Annotated in this window: 20 protein-coding genes; 10 read left to right on the top strand and 10 right to left on the bottom strand. The window is 47.1% G+C overall.

Features of this window, described 5'->3' with window-relative positions; translation table 11 throughout:
• Positions 1-86: 86 nt before the first annotated feature.
• The 5 genes from L2713_RS02500 (at position 87) to L2713_RS02480 (ending at position 6,703) form a co-directional block, all read left to right on the top strand.
• Entirely contained in the window at positions 87-2,249 is a 2,163-nt protein-coding gene (locus L2713_RS02500) for a tetratricopeptide repeat protein (RefSeq protein WP_248966797.1), read from the top strand.
• A 149-nt stretch (positions 2,250-2,398) separates the two neighbouring features.
• Positions 2,399-3,955, top strand: coding sequence for a GGDEF domain-containing protein (locus L2713_RS02495; RefSeq protein WP_086902319.1), 1,557 nt, complete (start codon positions 2,399-2,401; stop codon positions 3,953-3,955).
• A gap of 56 nt (positions 3,956-4,011) precedes the next feature.
• Entirely contained in the window at positions 4,012-5,367 is a 1,356-nt protein-coding gene (ppnN, locus tag L2713_RS02490) for a nucleotide 5'-monophosphate nucleosidase PpnN (RefSeq protein ID WP_248966796.1), read from the top strand.
• A 14-nt stretch (positions 5,368-5,381) separates the two neighbouring features.
• Complete coding sequence (gene xni / locus L2713_RS02485; protein ID WP_248966795.1) at positions 5,382-6,164, top strand: flap endonuclease Xni; 783 nt, start codon at positions 5,382-5,384, stop codon at positions 6,162-6,164.
• Positions 6,165-6,274: 110 nt separating this feature from the next.
• On the top strand, positions 6,275-6,703 hold the full coding sequence (locus L2713_RS02480) for a DUF3192 domain-containing protein (RefSeq protein WP_248966794.1): 429 nt from the start codon (positions 6,275-6,277) through the stop codon (positions 6,701-6,703).
• A 278-nt stretch (positions 6,704-6,981) separates the two neighbouring features.
• Here L2713_RS02480 and L2713_RS02475 read toward each other — a convergent pair whose 3' ends face one another.
• The gene (locus tag L2713_RS02475) at positions 6,982-7,335 is read right to left on the bottom strand and encodes a hypothetical protein (RefSeq protein WP_248966792.1); all 354 of its coding nucleotides are present in this window, start codon (positions 7,333-7,335) and stop codon (positions 6,982-6,984) included.
• Between the two features lie 151 nt (positions 7,336-7,486).
• Between L2713_RS02475 and L2713_RS02470 the strand changes: the two genes are divergently transcribed.
• Complete coding sequence (locus L2713_RS02470; protein ID WP_248966791.1) at positions 7,487-8,422, top strand: hypothetical protein; 936 nt, start codon at positions 7,487-7,489, stop codon at positions 8,420-8,422.
• Between the two features lie 149 nt (positions 8,423-8,571).
• Here L2713_RS02470 and L2713_RS20515 read toward each other — a convergent pair whose 3' ends face one another.
• Both L2713_RS20515 and L2713_RS02465 read right to left on the bottom strand, forming a co-directional pair.
• Positions 8,572-8,703: a hypothetical protein gene (locus tag L2713_RS20515; RefSeq protein WP_262251835.1), complete on the bottom strand. Its 132-nt coding sequence runs from the start codon at positions 8,701-8,703 to the stop codon at positions 8,572-8,574.
• A gap of 229 nt (positions 8,704-8,932) precedes the next feature.
• The gene (locus L2713_RS02465; RefSeq protein ID WP_248966790.1) at positions 8,933-11,749 is read right to left on the bottom strand and encodes a S9 family peptidase; all 2,817 of its coding nucleotides are present in this window, start codon (positions 11,747-11,749) and stop codon (positions 8,933-8,935) included.
• Positions 11,750-12,003: 254 nt separating this feature from the next.
• Here L2713_RS02465 and L2713_RS02460 point away from each other — a divergent pair, with 254 nt between their 5' ends.
• The gene (locus L2713_RS02460) at positions 12,004-13,014 is read left to right on the top strand and encodes an isocitrate dehydrogenase (RefSeq protein WP_011717756.1); all 1,011 of its coding nucleotides are present in this window, start codon (positions 12,004-12,006) and stop codon (positions 13,012-13,014) included.
• Positions 13,015-13,147: 133 nt separating this feature from the next.
• Here the strand turns inward: L2713_RS02460 and rlmM are convergent, their stop codons facing one another.
• From rlmM to L2713_RS02440, 4 genes are all read right to left on the bottom strand, one after another.
• Positions 13,148-14,233, bottom strand: a complete 1,086-nt coding sequence (gene rlmM / locus L2713_RS02455; RefSeq protein ID WP_011623472.1) for a 23S rRNA (cytidine(2498)-2'-O)-methyltransferase RlmM — start codon at positions 14,231-14,233, stop codon at positions 13,148-13,150.
• Between the two features lie 153 nt (positions 14,234-14,386).
• A complete protein-coding gene (locus L2713_RS02450) occupies positions 14,387-14,779 on the bottom strand; it encodes a DUF423 domain-containing protein (protein ID WP_011623473.1) in 393 nt (130 codons plus the stop codon).
• An 87-nt stretch (positions 14,780-14,866) separates the two neighbouring features.
• Positions 14,867-15,538, bottom strand: coding sequence for an alpha/beta fold hydrolase (locus L2713_RS02445; RefSeq protein ID WP_248966789.1), 672 nt, complete (start codon positions 15,536-15,538; stop codon positions 14,867-14,869).
• A complete protein-coding gene (locus tag L2713_RS02440) occupies positions 15,519-16,430 on the bottom strand; it encodes a transcriptional regulator GcvA (protein ID WP_011626781.1) in 912 nt (303 codons plus the stop codon). The genes L2713_RS02445 and L2713_RS02440 overlap by 20 nt, the downstream gene beginning before the upstream one ends.
• A gap of 176 nt (positions 16,431-16,606) precedes the next feature.
• On the opposite strand from L2713_RS02440, the gene L2713_RS02435 reads away from it, so the two are divergent.
• Entirely contained in the window at positions 16,607-16,840 is a 234-nt protein-coding gene (locus tag L2713_RS02435; protein ID WP_248966788.1) for a hypothetical protein, read from the top strand.
• 151 nt (positions 16,841-16,991) lie between these two features.
• Here the strand turns inward: L2713_RS02435 and thiI are convergent, their stop codons facing one another.
• The 3 genes from thiI to pomA form a co-directional block, all read right to left on the bottom strand.
• Positions 16,992-18,446 carry a tRNA uracil 4-sulfurtransferase ThiI gene (thiI, locus tag L2713_RS02430; RefSeq protein ID WP_248966787.1) on the bottom strand — a complete coding sequence of 485 codons (1,455 nt, stop codon included), beginning with the start codon at positions 18,444-18,446 and terminating at the stop codon, positions 16,992-16,994.
• Between the two features lie 216 nt (positions 18,447-18,662).
• Positions 18,663-19,583, bottom strand: coding sequence for a flagellar motor protein MotB (locus tag L2713_RS02425; protein ID WP_011623478.1), 921 nt, complete (start codon positions 19,581-19,583; stop codon positions 18,663-18,665).
• 3 nt (positions 19,584-19,586) lie between these two features.
• Positions 19,587-20,354, bottom strand: a complete 768-nt coding sequence (gene pomA, locus L2713_RS02420) for a flagellar motor protein PomA (protein WP_011717762.1) — start codon at positions 20,352-20,354, stop codon at positions 19,587-19,589.
• A gap of 314 nt (positions 20,355-20,668) precedes the next feature.
• Between pomA and xseB the strand changes: the two genes are divergently transcribed.
• Together xseB and ispA are read left to right on the top strand one after the other, a co-directional pair.
• Positions 20,669-20,908 carry an exodeoxyribonuclease VII small subunit gene (xseB, locus tag L2713_RS02415; RefSeq protein WP_011623480.1) on the top strand — a complete coding sequence of 80 codons (240 nt, stop codon included), beginning with the start codon at positions 20,669-20,671 and terminating at the stop codon, positions 20,906-20,908.
• 2 nt (positions 20,909-20,910) lie between these two features.
• Positions 20,911-21,792 (top strand): (2E,6E)-farnesyl diphosphate synthase, encoded by an 882-nt coding sequence (ispA, locus tag L2713_RS02410; RefSeq protein ID WP_248966786.1) that lies wholly within the window; start codon positions 20,911-20,913, stop codon positions 21,790-21,792.
• Positions 21,793-21,806: the final 14 nt, after the last annotated feature.

The following is a 21,806-nucleotide window of genomic DNA, read 5'->3' as shown; positions in this document are numbered from 1 at the left end:
ACAAGTCGATGTAGCATCCTCATTAGGCGCTAACAAAAGCTAACAAAATAAGTTCCTTGACTTAGGGAATATAGGGCCACCTACACATGCATAAACTCATTGTTATTTTCGTGACCTTGTTGATGTCTATTTCTTTTCAAACCTTGGCTGCCGATCTTGAGGCCGAAGAAATAGAATTGCGTGAAACGCCGCAGAAGATGTATGACAGACTTAACCAGTCCATCTCTTTTCCTATTGCCTTTAAGAATCGTGAACAATTTGAACGTGCCGCCCAAGAGCAGGGTTACAGCAGTGATGAATTCGAGCATATTCTGCAACTGCTTGCGCGGTTAAATCTCGAGCCAAATGTGAAATCCAAGGTTGGCTTTCAAGACGCCAATAGCCTGATTGAATTACTGGCAAGCATAGCGCAGAGTCCCTTCGAACAAGCCACAGTCGCTATGCTCAAGGGGCGTTATATCGGCCGTACTGAACAAAAATACCAAGAGGCCATCGCATTTTATAATGAGGCGCTAACACGGATTAACGACAGTTATGATGTGGAATCCATGCTGCTAAAGCACACCATTCATGAACATTTAGGCGGTTTGCACCTCGTCATCCGCCAAGATGTGCCCGCATTAATGCATTTTCATACCTACCGTGATATCGCCTACAAGCTTAGAAACGACTACCTTATCGCGGCGGCCGAATCGAAACTTGGGCATTATTACAATAAAAATCAACAACTCACTAAATCATTGCAACACTATAGCGAAGCGATTCGCCTGTCTAATCGCTCCAATTATCCCTCGATGAAAACCCACCTGCAGCTGCAACTGGCGAAGGTGTATCGGGATTTAAAACAATGGGATGAAGCCTTAAAGAATGCCCATGAGGCTGCCGCAGGTTTTAAAAAGCTGGGCAACGACACTTATTTATCAAGCTGTATGACGGTCATCGCCATGGTGTATGGCGAACAAGGTGATTGGAACCGCGCCATCGATTACTACCTAAATGCCCAGCAGCTCGATGCCAAACGCGGTAACTACATCGCGCAAGGGCTAAATTTTCACAATCTCGGCCAAGCCTATTCACACCTACATGATGAGGTAAACGCCCTCAAATACTTATTGATGGCGAATCAGATATTTCAAGAAAAACAAAGCCATCACTATTTAGTCTATAACGAACTGCTTATCGGTGAGATTGCCCAATCGAAGGAAGATTGGCCGCTGATGATGAGCCATGCCGAGAATGCTTTGACTCTCGCCAGTGATTTAAAATTGCAAGATGAGCAAAAATCGGCGCTGACACAAATCGCCCTGTCTGCGGAAAAGCTCAACGACCAAGCTAAAGTGATTAGCACACAAAAGCGCATTATCGAATTGAGCAAAACGCTTGAAAGCACAGCTAAAGATCCATCGGTTTCCGCCTCCGTGCTGGCCGAGCAGCAACTCAAGCTCGAGCTCAGCATGTTGCAAGGCAAGCTGAACGATGCGGTTGAAACCACTAAAAATACTAACAAATTGCTCGCCTTTAGTGGCCTGATTGCGACGGTACTCTTAGTGGGGATCATCATACTGCTCAATCAGCGCCTTAAGCACAAACGCCAAAACGCCATGTTGCAGCAGTTAAGCCTCGAAGAGCCTTTTACTCACCATCAGGGATATGCCGCGCTGTTAAAGGATCTCGCCCAAAGCACAGCGAATGCGCCCACAACCGCCCTCGCCTTAATTGAATTTCGCGAGCATGTCAGTACCGATCTGAATCACGGCCAATATTTTGCCAATGCCATTACACGCCAATTAACTGGCCATATCACTAATGCATTGTCGATGCCCGTGTATGTGATCCGTCAGGGCTTGTTTGCCGTAAGATTTACCGAGGCAGAAGAACCACAGCGGGCGTTACAAACACTGCGGGCACAGCTGGATACCAAAGGCATGGGCTATCATTTTAATTTAGGCTGGATAAGCTTACCGCTGTTAACTAAAGCAGAAATCAAAATAGCCCCTAAATTACTGTTTGAAACCCTGCAAATGGCACTCGCAGGCGCGCGCAGTTTACCAAATGACACTAGCCATTATGTGAGCCTTAGAGCCTTAGATTTTGTGCCACCGACACTCTTTGCCGATCCACTATTTTTACATCTCGAAAAAGGGATTGAACGCGGCCTGATAAGGGTCGACACCAGCGCAACCAAAGACGACATCATTTGGCCCTGCTGGGAAAATAACCAAGATCGACATTTATTAGAAAATATTTGATCAATATCGACAATTAATCATCGTGGCATGGGGAAAGCAATTTGCACTCTACCGCCATTGTTATAACATTAGAAGCATATGAGTTTACCGCTAATCTGGACAGAGGACGTCATGCTTGTTAGCCCTACAGAGTTAGGAAAATACTCCGGATGAAGGATTCCAACGCGACAGTGACACAGCTGGCATTGCTTCAGCAAAAACTTCACTCGGCAAAATTGGCCCTCGATGAAGTAAACGAAGACAGGAATGCTAAGTTACAAACACTACTCCAATTTATTGGCCATTTAAGTCTTGCCTGCAAAGGGCAGAATTTAGAACTGGATAATAAACTTGCCAAACTTCGCCACAATCTAAATACCTTTGAGCGAGTCGATGAAGCATTACCGGAGTTGGTTGATGTTGAACGGCTGTTAAAGGGTCAGTACAACCACGTGATGGTGCAACTGGAAGAGAGTCGCACAGGGCTTGCTCAAGTCATTCGCCAAATCCAACGGGTTAACTCGGCGCCAGAAAAACTCAAAAAAGAAGTTAACTACTTCAAGCAAGATCTCTCTAAACCGTTCCACACTGTGTGGGAATATATTCCTAAAGTTAAACAAATCATTGGTTTCTACGATACCATCCTGCAGCAGCAGTTCAACGAGACTGAAAAGCTCGATGTCTTGCCTAAGCACAGGCAACTCGCCCACGAACTGGCGCAGATGATTTCGGAAATCGAGTTTCGTAAAGATCAACGCGACCAAGTGCTGGTGATTAAAGAGCTGCTGGCATCGGAAGTCGAAATCGATACCTTGCTCGAAGCCTATCAAACCATTTTATCTCTGCTGCTCGATAACATCGCCCGCGAAAAATCGGCCTCGCAAGAGTTTTTATACGCCCTAAACGATGCCTTAGCCGCGGTACGTGAAGTGGTGAGTGAATCCTATAATCACAACCAGCGCAGTTTTCAGCTAAAAACCCAGCTCAACCGTGAAATCAATTCGCGCGTCGATAATGTGGGTGAAGCCATTATCGACACCGACGATATCGTCGATCTTAAAGCCCAGTTGACCGAGCAGCTTAGCTCGATTCGCTCCGCCCTCGCCCGCAAAGAAGCCTTAGAGCAGCGTGAACAAGCCTTGCTGCGCAAGTCGATGGAAACCATGCGCAAAGAGCTTAACGAGCTGAGCAACGAGGCGAACACCTATAAAGAGCGACTCTTCGAGCAACAAAAACTCAATCTATTGGACAGCTTAACCCAGCTCCCCAACCGTGCTGCCCTCGAAGAGCGCATGGAACTTGAGTATCGCAATTATCAGCGCCATAAAAGCCCACTGTGGATTGCGGTGGCCGATATCGACCACTTTAAGAGTATCAATGACAGCTTTGGCCACAGTACAGGCGATAAAACCCTGCAGGTCATCGCCATGGCATTAAAGAACTCCCTACGGGATACCGAGTTTGTCGCCCGCTACGGCGGTGAAGAGTTTGTGCTCATCCTGCCCGATATTGACGGTGGAGATATTGCTCAACTTTTAAACAGAGTCCGTGAGAAAGTAAAAAATATTCCATTTAAATTTAAAAATCAGCGAATTACAGTTACAGTATCTATAGGGGCTGCGCAGGTTATGGGGAACGAGCTCATACATGAAACCTTCGAGCGCGCCGATGCAGCACTCTACAAAGCAAAACATGAAAGCAGAGACAGGGTTGTGATTGACGTATAACAAAGTCCGCCTATACGTCGCCTCTTATCACTCCTGTCGAGACGAAGGAGTGATAAATGATAGTAAAAGTCAGCCCTAAGGGCAGCATGGATCAGCTTTCACAACTCGAAGTTGATCGCCTCAAAAATAGTGCCAAGAGCGCCCTATATCAACTGTATCGTAACTGCTCACTCGCCGTCCTCGCCGCCGGCCTCAAGACCGACAACTCTAAAGCGCTTTTCGAGCAATACCAGAGCTTCGATATCAATGTGTTACAACGTGAACGAGGGGTTAAGCTAGAGCTTATCAATCCCCCCGAGCAAGCCTTTGTCGACGGCCAAATTATCACAGGGATCCAAGAACACTTGTTTTCGGTGCTACGGGATATCCTTTATATCAGCGACAAGTACGACACCCTTAAACATATCAATCTCACCAACGCCAGCCACATTACTAACGTAGTGTTCGATATTTTGCGTAACGCCCGCGCCATCGCACCGATGAAAGACCCCAATGTGGTCGTCTGTTGGGGTGGTCACAGTATTAATGCCGTCGAATACCAATACACCCGCGAGGTGGGCTATCAGCTTGGCCTAAGAGAACTCGATATTTGCACTGGCTGTGGCCCTGGGGCGATGGAAGGCCCGATGAAGGGCGCGGCAATTGGTCATGCGAAACAGCGGATTAAGAATGCGCGTTATATTGGTCTCACTGAGCCCAGCATTATTGCCGCCGAGCCACCTAACCAAATTGTTAACGAGCTGGTGATTTTACCCGATATAGAAAAACGCCTCGAAGCCTTTGTGCGTCTAGGCCACGGCATTATTATCTTCCCCGGCGGTGCGGGTACCGCCGAAGAGCTACTGTATATTTTGGGTATTTTGCTCAATAAAGAAAATCAGGATACCCCCTTCCCACTGGTGCTCACGGGGCCCAGTGAGAGCGCGGATTATTTTATTAAAATTGATGAGTTTATCGCCGCTACCTTAGGGCCACAGGCGCAGCAAAAATATCAAATCATCATTGACAATCCTGCCGAAGTCGCGCGGGTGATGAAGCAAGGCATGGAGCAAGTGAAAACCCATCGCCGCGCTACCGGCGATGCCTATCAATATCAATGGGGACTTAAGATAGAACCCGAGTTCCAATTGCCGTTTATCCCTAGCCATGAGGTGATGGCCAACTTGAATTTACATTATCAGGCCAATAAAGCCGAGCTGGCCGCCAATTTGCGTAAAGCGTTTTCGGGTATCGTGGCGGGTAATGTAAAATCAGACACCATCAAGCAGATTGAACAACTAGGCCCCTTCCACATTAAAGGGGATCCACATTTAATGGAGCTGATGGACAATTTGCTGGGCGCTTTTGTCGCCCAACATAGGATGAAACTGCCGGGAAGCGCGTATGTTCCCTGCTACCAAATAGTGAAGTAAAACAATAACCGCCAATGAATAAGTTTTTAATTATCGATGGTCTCAACTTAGTTCGCCGGATTTATGCGGCGATCCCAGATGAGAACGATATGGACAGTTTAACGGAGCGTGTGAGTGTCGCCTGCACTAAACTGCTGCGCATTCACCACCCGACCCATGTCGCCATCGTCTGGGATGGTGATGAGATCTCCTGGCGTAAACAGCTTTACCCCGATTATAAAAAGGGCCGTAAACCTATGCCCGAGCCTCTGGCTGCGGGCTTACCGGCACTGCAGGAACACCTAAAAAGCTTACCAATCCAATCGATTTATGCCGCAGCCGAGGCCGATGATGTTATCGCTACCCTTGCGATGAAAACCGCCAAAGCTCAAGGTGAGGCCGTTATCGTGTCAACCGATAAAGGCTTTAGCCAACTCAATCACCCTCGTATCAGTCAATGGGATCATTTTAATCAGCAGTACCTCAACATCGCTGAGCTTGAACAAAAATTGGGTGTCGATCGTAGCCAATTTCTTGATTTAATGGCATTGGCTGGTGATAGCGGCAATAAAATCCCCGGCATCGCAGGCATAGGCCCAAAATCGGCGGCAGAATTACTGCGAACCTTCAGGACCCTAGCGGCGTTGTTTTCTTCGCTGCCCAATCTTGGCGCAAAACAAGCCAAGAAACTCGCCGAAGGACGAGACATGGCTCGCCTCAGTTATAAATTAGCCCAGTTACAAATCGATTTACCCTTAAACATCAACCTCAAGGATTTTAGGGTTAACGGCCCCACCAATACGCCGCAGGTCGATTAGCACCTATTGTTAACACTAAGTTGCAATAAAGCCGTTTACCTTAGGCCATCAAAGGCGTATTTTATTGACTTGCCAGATAGTACATTGGATATGCAAAGGAATTAGATTCAATGAAATCAAAAACTTCGGTCATTATTGGTAGTATATTTGCCGCGTATGTCGCCTTCGTCGCTGTTGTGGTGCTGGTATATGAGCCCACCCCGGATGAAATGGATTGGGAAGACAGGCAAGTTTATAACAACCAGAAATTAAACGAGTTAACCCTAGGGCAGGATATTTCCGCCGTCAAAAACCTATTTGGCAAAGCCGACTTTTCAGAGGCGAAATCCATTAAGGATGGCCAGCTACAAGTGCTCTTTTATCGTACTCACCATGAAAAATCCGATGGCGTGACCACCAAAGAAGAATGCACCCCACTGATTTTTAAAGACGATAAACTGGTGGCCTGGGGGGATGATACCTATAAACAGTATCTCGACGCTGGCACCGATATCGTTAACCGCACCGCCAAAGAAGCTGAAAGCTCAAGCAAAAATTGATTTGGCTCTGATATCGCCATCATCTCTAAGCTAAATATCCAAAGCTTATTAAGCTATCTCCCAAAATGGCGATGCAATATTAATTCATTGCCTTTGATGTTCTATAACTGCTTGAAAGCAATATGACTTTATCGTCAGGAGTGTAGGATGCATTGTCATTTTCCCCTGTGAGACCTCTTGTTATTTCACAAGAAGCATTCATGAAGGCCCTACTAAAACCTAGATGTTTTAGAAAGTCACAGTTGCAACAATGACAATCTTTACAACCATTGAACTGTTCATCTGGCTAAAAACTTTTTTGCCCCAAAGCGAGAAAAGTTTGTCGTCAGGTGTGTAGGATGAATTGCCATTGTTTCCCCTGCGACACGCCATAAACTCATCCCTGAGGGCTCGACGGCGGCATCCATGCCGCCAACGGTCACAGTTGCAACAATGACAATCTTTACGACCATTCGACTGTTCATCTGGCTAAAAGCTTTTGCCCCAAAGCGAGATAAGTTCGTCGTCAGGTGTGTAGGATTAATTGTCATAGTTTCCCCAGTGACACGCCGTGAATATGTCCCTATAGGCTCGACGGCGGCATCCATGCCGCCAACGGTCACTGTTGCAACAATGCCAATCTTAACGACCATCGAACTGTTCATTTGGCTAAAAAGCTAATGCCCCTTTTCTTATCAATAATTTCATTCCTCGCAATTTAATTAATTGTTATTTAACCTAGCTTTACTTATTTATGTAATGTGTAGAAAATGAAAAACTGCAATCATCATCAAGGTTAATAATTTGAAAGAACTACATTTTTACATTATGAATGGTCATGTACTTGTAACTCACAGAATCAAGATGAGTGATAATGAGTACAGCGAACTAAGCAATGCTAGGAAGGTTCTATCAAGGATACTCAATCATGAAGAATTATATGATCAGGTTATAGAATCCTACGTTGATGCTAAATCTGTAATGTATGAGATGAGTGTCAGAGTAATTTCTAACAGCGTTACGTGCGATTACGTTAAGAATCATGATTGTCGAAGTAAACTAAATCGACTTTTTTTTAACAGTTTAAATTTGAGTAAGCGATACCTTGACGACCACTATCGCGAGCACAAAAATATAGATGGCAATATTGTAAAAATCACTTGTTTCGTGAATAAAATTACTGATTCAGAAAATGATAAAGAGGAAATAAAATCGCATCGAGACAAGATATACCATGAAAACTCTGAATACGTAGTAGGATGTGAGCTGCGCAATTATGTCCAACATGCTTCGCTTCCTGTCAGAACTTTCACTTCAGGCTTCCGCACTCGACCTGAAGACAATCAAAATTTTGCAGTGTTTCACGTTCCGCTTGATAAGCAGGCACTAATAGATGGTGGTGTTAATAAAAATAAGTTATCAAACTATGGTGATAAAATTGATCTGCACGAAATTATGGATGGCTACATCTATGCAATTTCAGAAATGCATCTGAAAAGCAGAAGCTTAGTAAAAAATAAGATGGATGAAAGCATAGAAGTCATTAATGCAAAGAGACGTCAAGTTGAGCTAGAGTATGACTGTTTACTGAATGACATCGATGTTGTTGATACCGAGAAGGGGGAACGATTGTTCTCGCTGAACTTGGAATGGTTTAGCGTAGTTAAGCATTTACAAAGCAAGAACTCACATCTGTTAAATTTCAAACGCTTTACTCACAGACCGTATCAACAGATATAATACAACATTTGGAAAGGCATTCCTTTTAAAGAACATGTTTTCGCCATAGCTTTTCTAATAAAAAGCTTCCACGTTAGATAAAAAATCTAACTCATTTTTGTCCCAAAGCGTGCTTCGTATTTCTTTAAAACTTACAGACCACGCTAATGCTAAACAGGTGAGCCATGGTGATTAGCGAGACGACCGTCCGCCCCATGGACGGGGCGGTCGAGCATCCAAGGAAGGACTTGCTGCGTGTCGTTGAGCAAATACCATGGTTCGCCCTTAAATATGGTCTGCATTCAATAACCAAGCAATGATATTCGTCTTCCAATATTTAACGCTCTTCTTGTCCCAAAGCATGCTTTGTATTTCTTTAAAACTTACAGACTACGCTAATGCTAAACAGGTGAGCCATGGTAATTCCAAGAGTACAAAAGGACTATTTCAATGAGCTAGCTCGCGCCCTTATTGTCATAAAAAAACGCCACCTTTCGGTGGCGTTTTTATAGATAAACCTAAAACAGAAGATTACTCATCATCGGCTTTATATTCGACATAGGCTTCGCCTTGGCTTAACCAAGTTGGCGCGGGTTTACCTTTAAGATAATGGTCGAAGTATTCCATCATGCGAATGCTGTAATCGAGCTTATTAGGGTATTTCTTCAGATGATGGGGTTCATCTTCATATTGTAAAAACACCACATCCTTACCCGCACGGCGCATCGCTAAGTACATTTCAACACCTTGCTCCCAAGGCACCGCATCGTCTTTATCACCAAACATGATCATCAACGGCGTTTGAATGCGATCGGCATAGAAGACCGGCGAGTTCTCAATATACTTTTGCGGCGCAGCAAAGAGGCTTTCACCTATGCGGCTTTGGCCGGTTTCGTATTGGAATTGGCGCGCAAGCCCTGTGCCATGGCGAATACCGCTGTAGGCGCTGGTCATGTTGGCCACTGGTGCACCCGCCACCGCAGCTTTAAACATCTTGGTTTGAGTGATGGCAAATGCCGTTTGATAACCGCTCCAAGAGTGTCCTTGTAAACCAATGGCGTTAGCATCGGCAACGCCCATATCGATAAGCTTTTGCACGCCCGAGGTCAGGGCTTGAACCGAACTGGCACCGGGATAACCGATATCGAAACGAATATCCGGCAAGAATACCGCATAACCATTATTCACATACCAAGCAAAGTTTGGTCTGTGGTTGACCTTCATTTGCGGGAAGGCATGCAGTCTGTCGGTCATAAAGCGATAGTAGTAAACCAGCACAGGATAACGCTCGCCCGCTTGATAGTTCGTCGGCTTAATCAACACGCCATCGAGCGGCTTGCCATCACCATTGGTCCAATGCACTAATTCGGCTTGGCTCCAATGAAAGGCTTGGCGCTGCTTATCTAAATCGGTTTGCTTCACGGCATTTTGCGGGGCCTGATAACTTGCGGTATACAAGTCAGGGAACAGATCGAAGCGCTCCTTAGAAAACACTAAGGTATCCGCATCTTTACTGCGACCAAGCACAGTTAATTTATACTCGCCTTCCATCAAAGTCTTAACGCCCGCTTCGCCTAAGGTCGCTTGATAAAAACCATCGGCCTTAGTCTTGTCGCTGTAACCATGCAGCAGCACAGTGGCATTGTAGGCCAGTGTGGTTGGCTCATCGGGATTATCGACTAAACCTTCAACACGATATTGGATTTTTTGGGCGCGGCCCTGCCCTGCGGTTAAGGCAAATCCGCTTTTCGATGCGGTATTAAACTGCCACACATCGTATTTGTCGTAGACGAGGAAACCTGCATCGTCCTTAAGCCAAGGGCCAAAACCATAACCCGGCGCATTGGAGGGATAATCATGGTCTTCATCGGCAAAACTCACTTTTAAAGACTTGGTCAGATTAGTACGGCGCCCTTCGGCAATATCGTATAAGTACACATTACCTTGCTGATAATAAGCCACATATTTACCGTCGCCCGATAAGCTCGGTTCAGCATCGCTGGGTTGTTGGGTTAACAGCGGCAATTTGCGACCCGTGTTGATATCCACCAAGTAATAATCTTGATAAAACCCCGCCCAAGTGATCATCTTGCGATAGGGTAAGTCAGAGCTTGCCAGCATATAACGCTTATGCTGCGACAGAGTCACATCCGGCACCGTTTTATCGCCAAGCTGCACCACATTGTTTGAACCTAAATGCAGCACTGCTAAGTAAGTGCGCTTTTGCTCTTTATCATATTGTTTGATTTCATGGGGTTTAATCCGTGGATCGTCCCCATGCCAAACTTTAAGCCCGCGCTGCCCTGTAACTATCTCTTTGTCGTAAAGATCTTTTTCTTCAGCAATTTTCTTCAGGCTGAGCTGCTGGCTCACTTCAGGCACGCGGCCAAAGAAGAGTCGCTCATTGTCTAGCGAGAAGTTTAAACTGGCGTAACGGTTTAACGTCCACTCTTTGGTGTTTGGCACGGGGCGAATTTTGCCCGAAGCGATATCGACTAGGCTTAACTGATAGCTGCGGCCATAGGGTAATTCACTCGCATCCCCTTGAGTAAAGGCCAGCCAGCGACCATTTTTCGACAGTGAAACCGCACCGATTTGCTGAGTTTGAGATTCAAATGCCGTTGATTTTTTGTAGTCTTTCAAATCAATCAGTTGCAGTTGATGTTGTTTCGCCTCGATATCATTGACAGCGATAGCCAAGCGGCGACTGTCTTTATCAAACTGATAGGCGGTCACATGCTCCAGATCCACCCGCTGCGATGGCGAAGACAAATTCACTAAACTCAAACGACGGCCTTGGTCGAACTTATCGACCTTCACCTTCTCGGCTTTGGGCTTATCATCAATGCCTTCGGTTTTCTCTTTGGCGTCTTTCTTGGCCTCTTCGTCGGCTTCAAACCAAATGGCTAAATGTGCGCCATCGTCGCTAAAGACAAATTCTTTTACCCGTTCAAATTTGGTTTGCGTACCCGTTTCAGTGTCGAGCAGCACCATATCGGCCTTAAGCTTTTTCTTCGCTTTAGCATCGCTGGTTTCAACGGTGAGTAAACTGGGTTTAACCGCCATCGCTACGTAACGGCCTGTGTGACTCACGATAGGATCCGAGCCACCTTCAATCTGAAACGCGTTACCTGTTTGTAGATTCTTAATCAAACCATGGCTATCGCCACGATCTGGCGCCACCTCCACCGCGAGCACTTGACCATTGTCAGCGATAACGGGTTTTTCGAGGGACTCAAAATGCATAATGTCGGTCAGGGTAAGCGGTTTAGTGCTGGTTTCTGCATGGGCATTGGGCAGTATTCCGAGGGATAAAAGCACTAGCGATGTGATAGGTAATAACTTCAATGTCTTCCTCTTTTATGTAGTTGTTAGACTAAAGTAGACTTTTTTAACCATTGGCTCTCCATCATCGTTATAACCCAGTATTTTTACAAGTTTTACCCAATAAAAAATCGTGATATTGCTCACTATTTCCTGTGAAGTTTGACCAAAGACGGTTAAAATAATGGGGAGAAAAAACACCAAATTCATAGTCATGTTACCCGGCTAATCCCGGGTCGGACAATTGCAGTAACGACGAACCGTGGAAGGACTTCTCCATGTCAAAAAGAACGATAACCGTAATTCCAGGTGATGGAATTGGCCCAAGTATTATTGATTCAGCCTTAAAAATTCTTGATAAAGCAGGTTGTGATTTTGAATATGAATTTGCCGATGCCGGCTTAACTGCTCTCGAGAAGCAGGGCGAACTACTTCCGCAGCGTACTTTAGAACTGATCGAAAAAAACCGTATCACCCTGAAAGGCCCGCTGACGACACCAGTAGGCGAAGGCTTCACCTCTATCAACGTGACATTACGTAAGAAATTCGGCCTGTACGCTAACGTGCGTCCAGTGTTGTCTTTCAAAGGCACTCAAGCCCGTTATGAAAACATTGATATCATCACAGTGCGTGAAAACACCGAAGGCATGTACTCAGGCCACGGTCAAAAAGTGTCTGAAGACGGCACCACCGCAGAAGCGACCAGTATCGTCACTCGCCAAGGTGCTGAGCAAATCGCGACATTCGCCTACGAACTGGCTCGCAAAGAAAACCGTAAGAAAGTCACTATCGTGCACAAAGCAAACATCATGAAGTCAACTTCAGGTCTGTTCCTGAAAGTGGCCCGTGAAGTGAGCCAACGCTACCCAGACATCAAAACCGAAGAAATGATCGTCGATGCGACTTGCATGAAGTTAGTGATGAACCCAGAAAACTTCGACGTTATCGTGACCACCAACCTGTTCGGTGACATTCTGTCAGATCTGTGTGCTGGTTTAGTCGGTGGTTTAGGTATGGCACCCGGCGCCAACATTGGCCGTGATGCAGCGATTTTTGAAGCGGTTCACGGCAGTGCGCCAGATATCGCAGGTAAAAACCTCGCGAACCCAACATCAGTGATCTTAGCCTCTATCCAAATGCTGGAATACTTAGGCATGGCTGATAAAGCCGATTTGATCCGTAAAGCCGTATCGGCAGTGATTGAAGAAGGGGACCGTACGACTCGCGATTTAGGCGGCACCCACGGCACGACAGACTTCACTCAAGCGGTGCTTGACCGTCTGTCATAATCGCTTTGCGCGAAACAAAAAACGCACCTTGGGTGCGTTTTTTTATGGCCGCTATATAGTGGGACAGCCAAACAAAAAGCCCCAAACATCACTTGGGGCTTCAGTCACGAAAAGAACGGTGAAAAACCGCAGATTAGTTCCAAGCCTGGCTCGGTCTAATCCACAGGTGAACAGTCACTTCATCACGGTCATGGTATAAGTGCTTACACTGCAACTGGAACTCGTTGATGCCGTTTTCCTTGAGGATTTCCTGCATGGTATTCAAAATCGCCATCACTTCTTTATAACGACTCTTCATCGGCAGCTTGAGGTTGAAAATCGCTTCTTTAAACCAGCCATTGATGGCCCAAGCTTCAATCAACTCAGCCACGCGCGCAGGTTTTTCAACCATGTCACACACTAACCAATAAATGTTTTTACGCTGTGGCTCGAAGCGGAAACCATCCTCACGGAAATGTTTCACTTGTCCGGTCTCCATCAGCTTTTCGTTCATTGGGCCATTATCGACCGCGGAGACCATCATGCCACGACGCACTAACTGATAGGTCCAGCCGCCAGGGCAAGCGCCTAAGTCCACCGCATTCATGCCGCTGCGAACCCGTTCTTCCTGTTCTTCTTTAGGCACAAACTGCGCGAACGCTTCATCGAGTTTCAAGCTTGAGCGACTTGGCGCATCGGCAGCCATTTTCAGGCGCGGGATCCCCATAAAATAGGGTGAGCTGTTGTTGCTGAAGGAATAACCTGCGTAGGCGCGACCTGGGCCGATAAAACAGACGTGAATAATCGGACGCTTAGGATTCTCTTGCGCCAGTAAACTGCCGGATTTTTTCAAATGCTGGCGCAAAGGCACGGTAAACTTACGGCAAAATGCAGACAGTTCTTTCGCTTCGTTGGTGTCAGGGGTTTCAACCCTCAGCTCACCCGCTTTACTCACGTCACTGAGCGCCGCCACAATCGGGCTGACACGATCAGACTCGGGTAAATCCGCCAACAACTCGCTTGCGGCAAACATCTGACGGGCAAAAATCAGTGAATCCAACGGCAGTTGCTTCACTAAGGTATCGCCGCCGTCTTCTTCAAAACATTGATATACCACGTAGGCATCGTTGTTGTTGGCCTTAACAAAGCCACCCACATTGAGCTCGGCGGCTCGCTGTTGGATTTCTGCTGCGCATTCTTTCTCATAGCCTGCACGGCAAAATAAAAATAGGTTTTTCATGGAGATCCTTAAGAAATCCAAGCCATAAACATGGCCGACTATCGATTTGGGCGCCAGTATAGCAATTTCAATACACAAAAGCCCGATTTGCTATCGGGCTTTTGTGTGATTGGCTGGATGCCCCCATGGCGCAGTGGCTACGCCATACGAGCATTATGACTCGTTACCATCCACCACTTTATGGCGCCATACGGCTGCGGCCAGCAATAACCAACCTAAGAGGAAACAGCCACCGCCCATCGGGGTGATAGGGCCAAACCATTTGCTACCGACCAGCGCCAAACCGTAAAGCGAGCCAGAAAACAGCACTATGCCCGCCATAAACAGGTACGCCGCCCAGTCCAGCAAACGCGAGGTTAACCACTGTCCGGCAAAGGCCACGGCAATCAGCGCAAAGGTATGGTAGAAGTGATATTGCACCCCCAGATTAAACACCTCAATCAGCTCAGGCGGCGCGACAGCCTTGAGTCCATGGGCGCCAAAGGCGCCTAGCGCGACCGCAAAAAATCCGCTTACTGCGGCGAGTAACAACAATCCTTTACGCATTTTTACCTCCAAAAACCAATAGGCTTTACGACAGACGACGCTCTAGCAGTCATGCCTGAACGCTTTAGGTCACATTAAGAATAAGCACTAACCAATAAATTTTTCTGATAAATCAACAGCCAATGCAAGGTTAGCCGCTTCGGTCGTGCCTGACGACTTTCTTGGGACAAAACTATGATCCCCATCGGCTAAGTATTCAATTTGAATATCACTGTTAAGTGGCCAGCTAGGGATTTGCATCTTACCGCCAAACTTATCCCGCTCCCCTTGGAGCACTAACACCGGCACTTGACAGTCGTTTAGGGATTCTAACCTAGGTTCACCGCCCTTAAGCGGAATAAAGGGATAACCTAAACAAATGACGCTGTCGATACGGCTCGCTTGCACACTATCGCAGGCCAATAAAGCCGCCATGCGTCCGCCCATGGATTTGCCCATCAAGACCACACGCTTAACCTTAGGTTGAGCGTGCGCCACATCGAGCATCTCGCTAAAACAGGCAAGCAACTTTGGCGCTCTATCTGGGGGGCGCTTTTTACCATCCACGGCATTGGCCTGCATATAGGGAAAGTTAAAACGCATCACTTGAAAACCCTTGGCGACAAGACCTGCGGCCATTTGGCACATAAAGTCGGAGTCTCGATTCGCTCCTGCGCCGTGGGCAAATAAAATCAAGGTTTCTGATGGCTCGCCTGCTAACACATAGGCGCTTGAAGCAACATCCTCGTTGGTCAAGGGATTATCCGGGCAACAACTCACTGCGTGACTCCTCGGCAAACATATCTAACATCCACTCACGAAACGCGACCACTTTCCCCAGCTCGGCATGATTCTGTTGGCAGACGAGGTAATAAGCATCTTTACTCACTAACACCTCTTGGAATGGGCACACCAGTCGCCCCGCCTTGATATCGGGGCGAGCCAACACGCTATAACCTAAGGCCACACCTTGGCCGTGGGCCGCCGCCTGTAAGACGAGGGAAGAATGACTGAAAATCGGCCCTTGGTTGACGTTGATATCACTTATCCCACATTGTCTAAACCAAGCCTGCCAATCGTGGCGGCTCATATCGTGCAGCAGGGTGTGGTATTTTAAATCTTCCGGCTTTGATAACGGCTTAGGGCCATTTAACAGCATGGGCGAACATACGGGGATCAACACTTCATTGCGGAGTTTATCGGCGCGCAGTCCCGGCCAATTGCCTAAACCATAATAAATGGCGACGTCGACATCGTCGGTTAAGGAGCTGGCCTCTGTGTCTACCGCTTTAATTCGTACGTCAATGTCGGGATTTTTTTCACTAAACTTCGACAGGCGCGGCACCAGCCACTGAATCGCAAAACTGGGCGACATACTCACGGTCAACGAACCAATGGCGCTACGTGCGAGCAGCCTGTCGGTCGCATCCGCCAGTTGAGTGAAGATATCTTTAATATCGAGAAAATAGCTCTGACCTTCTTCGGTCAGCAGCAGCGAACGATTCTTTCGGCGAAATAATTTTAATCCGAGAAAATCTTCCAGCGCCTTAATTTGGTGACTCACCGCAGCCTGAGTCACAAACAATTCTTCAGCAGCTCGAGTAAAGCTCAAATGCCGTGCGGCGGCCTCAAATGCTTTAACCGCATTCAGTGGTGGTAAGCGTCTTGACATAGTGATCTCTATCTCAATTTTTAATTAGTTTTTCTAATCCGTATTGTTACATTTAATCGTTTGTAAAGGCCAGCGTTTTTGATTAAATTTTGCGCCAACGAAACACATGAGTTGGACAATCTCGAACGGGTGATGGGAATGTCTGACAGCAATACTTTGTCAGCCCGGAGGCGACTATGTTCAATTTAAAATCTGCTTTTGCGTTAGTGTTAGTCAGCGCACTCAGTGCCAATGTCAGCGCAAATGTTATCGATGCAGAAATTATCATCGACACCAGTGATTTACAGGCAAGCATCAATGCCGAACTGACTGCGATGATGGAAGAAATGCATCAAGAAGCGCTGCAGGATCCTACCTTATTGCTTGCCGATGAAGTGTTACCGGCCCAGCAAGTGGTGAAGACCGAATAAATTGCACTGCTGAACAGTAAAACAAAAGCCGCATTCCAATGCGGCTTTTTTGTATTCGTTTACCTGCTTATTGGCGCATTAAGGCCCCAATTCATGCGCATTAAGGCCAAAATTGACGTTTGGCCTTCGCACGTGCATTACTGCTTATCGCTTAAGGGCGGTAAACCTTAACATTGTGATAACCTTGCTCAATCAGGTATAGCGCCTGTAATTTACTCATCACACCACGCTCACAGTACAACAGGTAAGTCTTCTGCTTATCGAGATCGGCAAACTGAGTCGCTAATTTGAAGAAAGGAATGCGCTTGATTTCCACGCCTTCAATCTCCAGCGGCTTGTTCTCTTCTTCCTCTGGGGCGCGAATATCAATCACCACTTCATTGGTGTCGATAGCAACAACGGTTTCAGTTTCAGTGATACGCGTATTCATTTGTTCTGCTATCTCCCTGATATCAATGGCCACGGCCTGCTCAACGATACGGTCAATCAAGTCCTCAGAGAATTTAGTCTCCTCGGCCTCAACCTTGGCCAGTACCGCCTTAACGGTTGGCTTTTGCGAAATCACGCCGCAATATTCAGGCATAGATTTAGCAAAATCTTCGGTGCCAATACGGCGACATTCGTTGATGATGTCCTGCTTGTCCATGGCGATCAGCGGGCGCAGTATCAGCATATCGGTGCAGCGGTCAATCACGTTTAAGTTGGTTAAGGTTTGGCTCGATACTTGGCCTAAACTCTCGCCTGTCACAATCGCCTGAATACCCATACGCTCGGCAATACGCGCCGCGGTGCGCATCATCATACGCTTGAGCACCACGCCCATTTGACCGTTGTCGATTTTCTCTAAAATCTCGGCCACTACAGGCTCGAACGGCACAGACACAAACTTCACCTTGTGGGATTCACCATAGGTTTTCCACAAATGGTAAGCGACTTGTTTCACGCCAATTTCATGCTGCGCGCCACCGAGGTTGAAGAAACAGTAATGGGTACGTGCGCCCTTCTTAATAAATTGGTAGCTCGACACGCCTGAGTCAAAACCGCCCGAAATCAAGGACAACACATCTTCCTGTGTCGCCATTGGGAAGCCGCCTAAGCCTTCGATACGCTTGGTCACCATATACAGTTTATCGCCCTCGATTTCGAGGTTAACTGTCACTTCTGGGTTCTTCAAACGCACGCCAATCGCATCGGTAAACTGGTTTAAACCACCACCGACATAACGCTCGACTTCGATAGAGTTAAAATCGTGGGAGCCAGTACGTTTGACGCGCACACAGAAGGTTTTACCGGCAATTTGGTCGCGATATACGGGTAAGACTTGTTGGTAGATATCGTCAACAGAGGTAAAACTGTATTCATCCACTTGCACCACATGGGCGATCCCAGGAATACAGGCTAAACGCTCACCAAAGGCCAGAGCTAATTCAGGTTTATCATTTGGCACCTTTACCCAAATACGGTCCCATTGACGTTGCACTTTAGCATCTTCATCAACTTTTTTGAGCACGTTACGGATGTTGGTTTCGAGCATTTTGGTGAAGCGCATGCGCACGGGCTTGCTCTTCATCATGATTTCTGGGTACAGCTTTACAATAAACTTCATGGGATTTCCGCGGGCAATTTTGTAAACAGCAAAATTGGTTAAAAGAATAATCGCCGGATTATAACAAACTCACGGCGATTGACGCACCTGTTTCCACACTCGGGCTGCTCGTGGCGTGCGCTTATGCACAGTTGAACTTATAGTCAAAAAATCACAAATAAAAAAGCCGTGAGCAAGTCACGGCGTTTTTATCGAATCACAGGTTTGGATTAAAAGCTATTTACCTACTTGAATTTCTTCGGATTCTTTGGCTTTACCCTGTTCAATGGCAATCTCAACACGACGATTTCGTGCACGGTTTTCAGGTGAGTCATTGGGCACGATTGGATTATTCGACGCCATACCGACCACTTTCATCCGCTTAGGATCGAAGCCCTTCACTTGCAGCAGCACATCGGCCACTGCCACAGCGCGTTTACTGGAGAGATCCCAGTTCGAGCTATAGAGCTCATCACTTATCTGCATATCATCGGTGTAACCCGATACCGTGATGATCCCCGGCACATCTTTTAGCAATTCGCCGACCGAGCGCACCACGGGTTTAAATCGCGGCTGCAGGAAGCCAGATCCTGAGGCAAATGAGCCCTTCTCACGGATACGGATAATGATTTGCTGCCCAAGTGACTCAATTTCGATCGCCCCATCGGTGATCTCATTATTGAGTTCCTGTGCCATTTTCTTCACTTGCTGATTGATTTTATCCTGCGCCGCCGCGGCTTCGGCCTTCACCGCATCCGCCGTTTCTTGGGCCGTCGCCGAGGCTTCACCGCCCCGCTGCGAACCATTTTGCTGCTGCACACCTCCCGCGCTATCGTCTTCGCCCGCTTGATAATCCAATACGGGTTCGGTCATTTCGTTGGTTTGTTGGTTAATGATTTCAATCGGCGTGGGATCGGGACGACCAGGACGAAACTCCAATGCAATCACAGACGTCCCCTTAGGAATGTCTTTGACTTCGACCTTGTTTTGCACCCCGAAGGCATACTTCATCGAGCCTGCGATCTGCTTAAACTTCATCACGTCCATTTCGGAGAATGACAGCAGCAGCACGAAGAAACACATCAAGAGGGACATCAAATCGGCAAATGTTGCCAACCAGAGCGGTGCTCCGGGCGGTGGACAGTTGCACTTAGCCATGGGCTACTCTCCGTCCGTTGTATCGATTTTCCGCTGTTTTTCAGCAAGATAATTCTTCAAGAAACCTTCAATCACCCGTGGGTTTTGGCCATCTTGAATGGCTAATACCGCATCCATAATCAGGTTGCGGTTAAGCATTTCTTCACCCATGCGTAGGGTGAGTTTATCGGCAATGGGAATACACACCATGTTGGCGACCACGGCGCCGTACAGCGTCGTTAACAAGGCCACCGCCATCGATGGACCAATCGATTTGGGATCCGACATGTTGGATAACATGGCCACCAAGCCCACTAAGGTACCAATCATCCCCATCGCGGGGCCAACGTCACCAAAGGCCCTAAAAATCGCAATGCCGTTGCGATGGCGCTCTTCTGTAAGGGCAATGTCTTTTTCAAGTGCGGCGCGCACCACTTCACCATCGTGACCATCGACCAACATATCGACGGCTTTTTGCATAAAACTGTTGGAAATTTGCGCTTCTTCGAGGGCAAGGAATCCGCCTTTACGGGCGGCGTCCGCCATAGTCACGGATTGCTCGATAAGATCTTCAGGCTTATCAATCTTAAACATAAAGGCTTTGACGGCGATTTTTACCGCCCCCAAAAACTGTTTGAGATTGAATTTCATCATTACGACGAAGAATGAACCACCGAACACGATAAACACTGAGGGGACGTCGATAAAGATTGCCAGGCCGCCGCTGGTCATCATAGCCCAAAGGATAAAACCAAAGCCCCCGACTAGTCCTATAACTGTAGCTAAATCCACAACGGCTCCTCAATATTCGGTATAAACGACATGATACTGACTCTATTCGCAAAATAATACAAAATGTCATCCGCATAGGGATTACACTTTGGTTTTAACCTGAGCCTTACTCTATGATGTCAAAGGATGATTATAAGCATAATGCTATTATTGTCATTTATCGGACAAGCACTAAGCAAGTTTAGCGACAATTTCAATTTTCTGAAAAAAATTCAGCAACAAAGCGTGCTATTGAGCAAATATCCGTCGACTGAATTTGACCCTTGAGTCGCCCTGATATACCTTGTGTCCGCTCTTTCAAAGGAATTATTAACGTGGCGAAGAAACCCGAAAATCTCAGTTTTGAAGAATCCCTTGGTGAACTCGAGCGCATCGTTGCCGAATTAGAACAGGGCGATGTCTCTCTGGATGATGCGTTAAAACAATTTGAACGTGGCATCAATCTGGTGCGTAACAGCCAAGCAAAACTCGAGCAAGCTCAGCAAAAAGTGGCCATTTTACTCAAGCAGGATGAAAATGCGCCCCTCTCTCCCTATGCCGTTGAGGGCGAATAAGCGTGTTAGTCAATGCAATAAAAGAATATCAACTACGGGTTGATGACCAATTAAAACAACGTTTCAGCACTCTCGAAGACACTGCGCCACAATTAAAGGCCGCCATGACCCACGGCGCGCTATTAGGCGGTAAGCGTATTCGTCCCTTCTTGGTTTACAGTGTGGGGCAAATGTTTGGCGTGTCGCTTGAAAAGCTCGACGCCTGCGCCGCCGCCATTGAGTGTATTCATGCTTATTCGTTAATCCATGACGATTTACCCGCCATGGACGATGACGACCTTCGTCGTGGTCAACCCACAGTGCATATCGCCTTCGATGAGGCGACCGCCATCCTTGCTGGGGATGCTCTGCAAACCTTAGCCTTTGAAATTGTTACCGAAGCAGTACCAGGGATCAGCAGCGAGCAACATATCGCCATGGTGAGAGCGCTGGCGAAAGCCTCGGGCTACCGTGGTATGTGTGGCGGCCAAGCGATTGACTTAGCCTCAACCGATAAGCTCATCAACCTTAAGGCCCTAACTCAACTCCACAATATGAAAACGGGCGCCCTTATCAGCTGCGCCGTTGAGTTAGCCTTGATTGCCGCTAATGCGCCAAAAGATGAATATCAGACTATGATGGAATTTGCCCATGCGGTAGGACTTGCCTTCCAAGTGCAAGACGATATTCTGGACATCATTGCCACCACGGAAGAACTCGGCAAACCCCAAGGCTCAGACGCCGAGTCCAATAAGAGTACTTTTCCGCAACTACTTGGACTGCAAGGCGCCAAAGATACCGCCGCGCAACTGATCCAAGAGGCACTATCAGCGCTGGCTAAATTGCCATACAATAGCCAGTTAATCGCAGACTTCGCCCGCTATATCATTGAGCGAAGAATATAATAAGAGACGAAGTA

This window comes from Shewanella seohaensis, assembly GCF_023283775.1.
In the GTDB taxonomy this organism is placed as follows: Bacteria; Pseudomonadota; Gammaproteobacteria; order Enterobacterales; family Shewanellaceae; genus Shewanella; species Shewanella seohaensis.
This window is presented reverse-complemented; position numbering and strand designations above follow the sequence as displayed.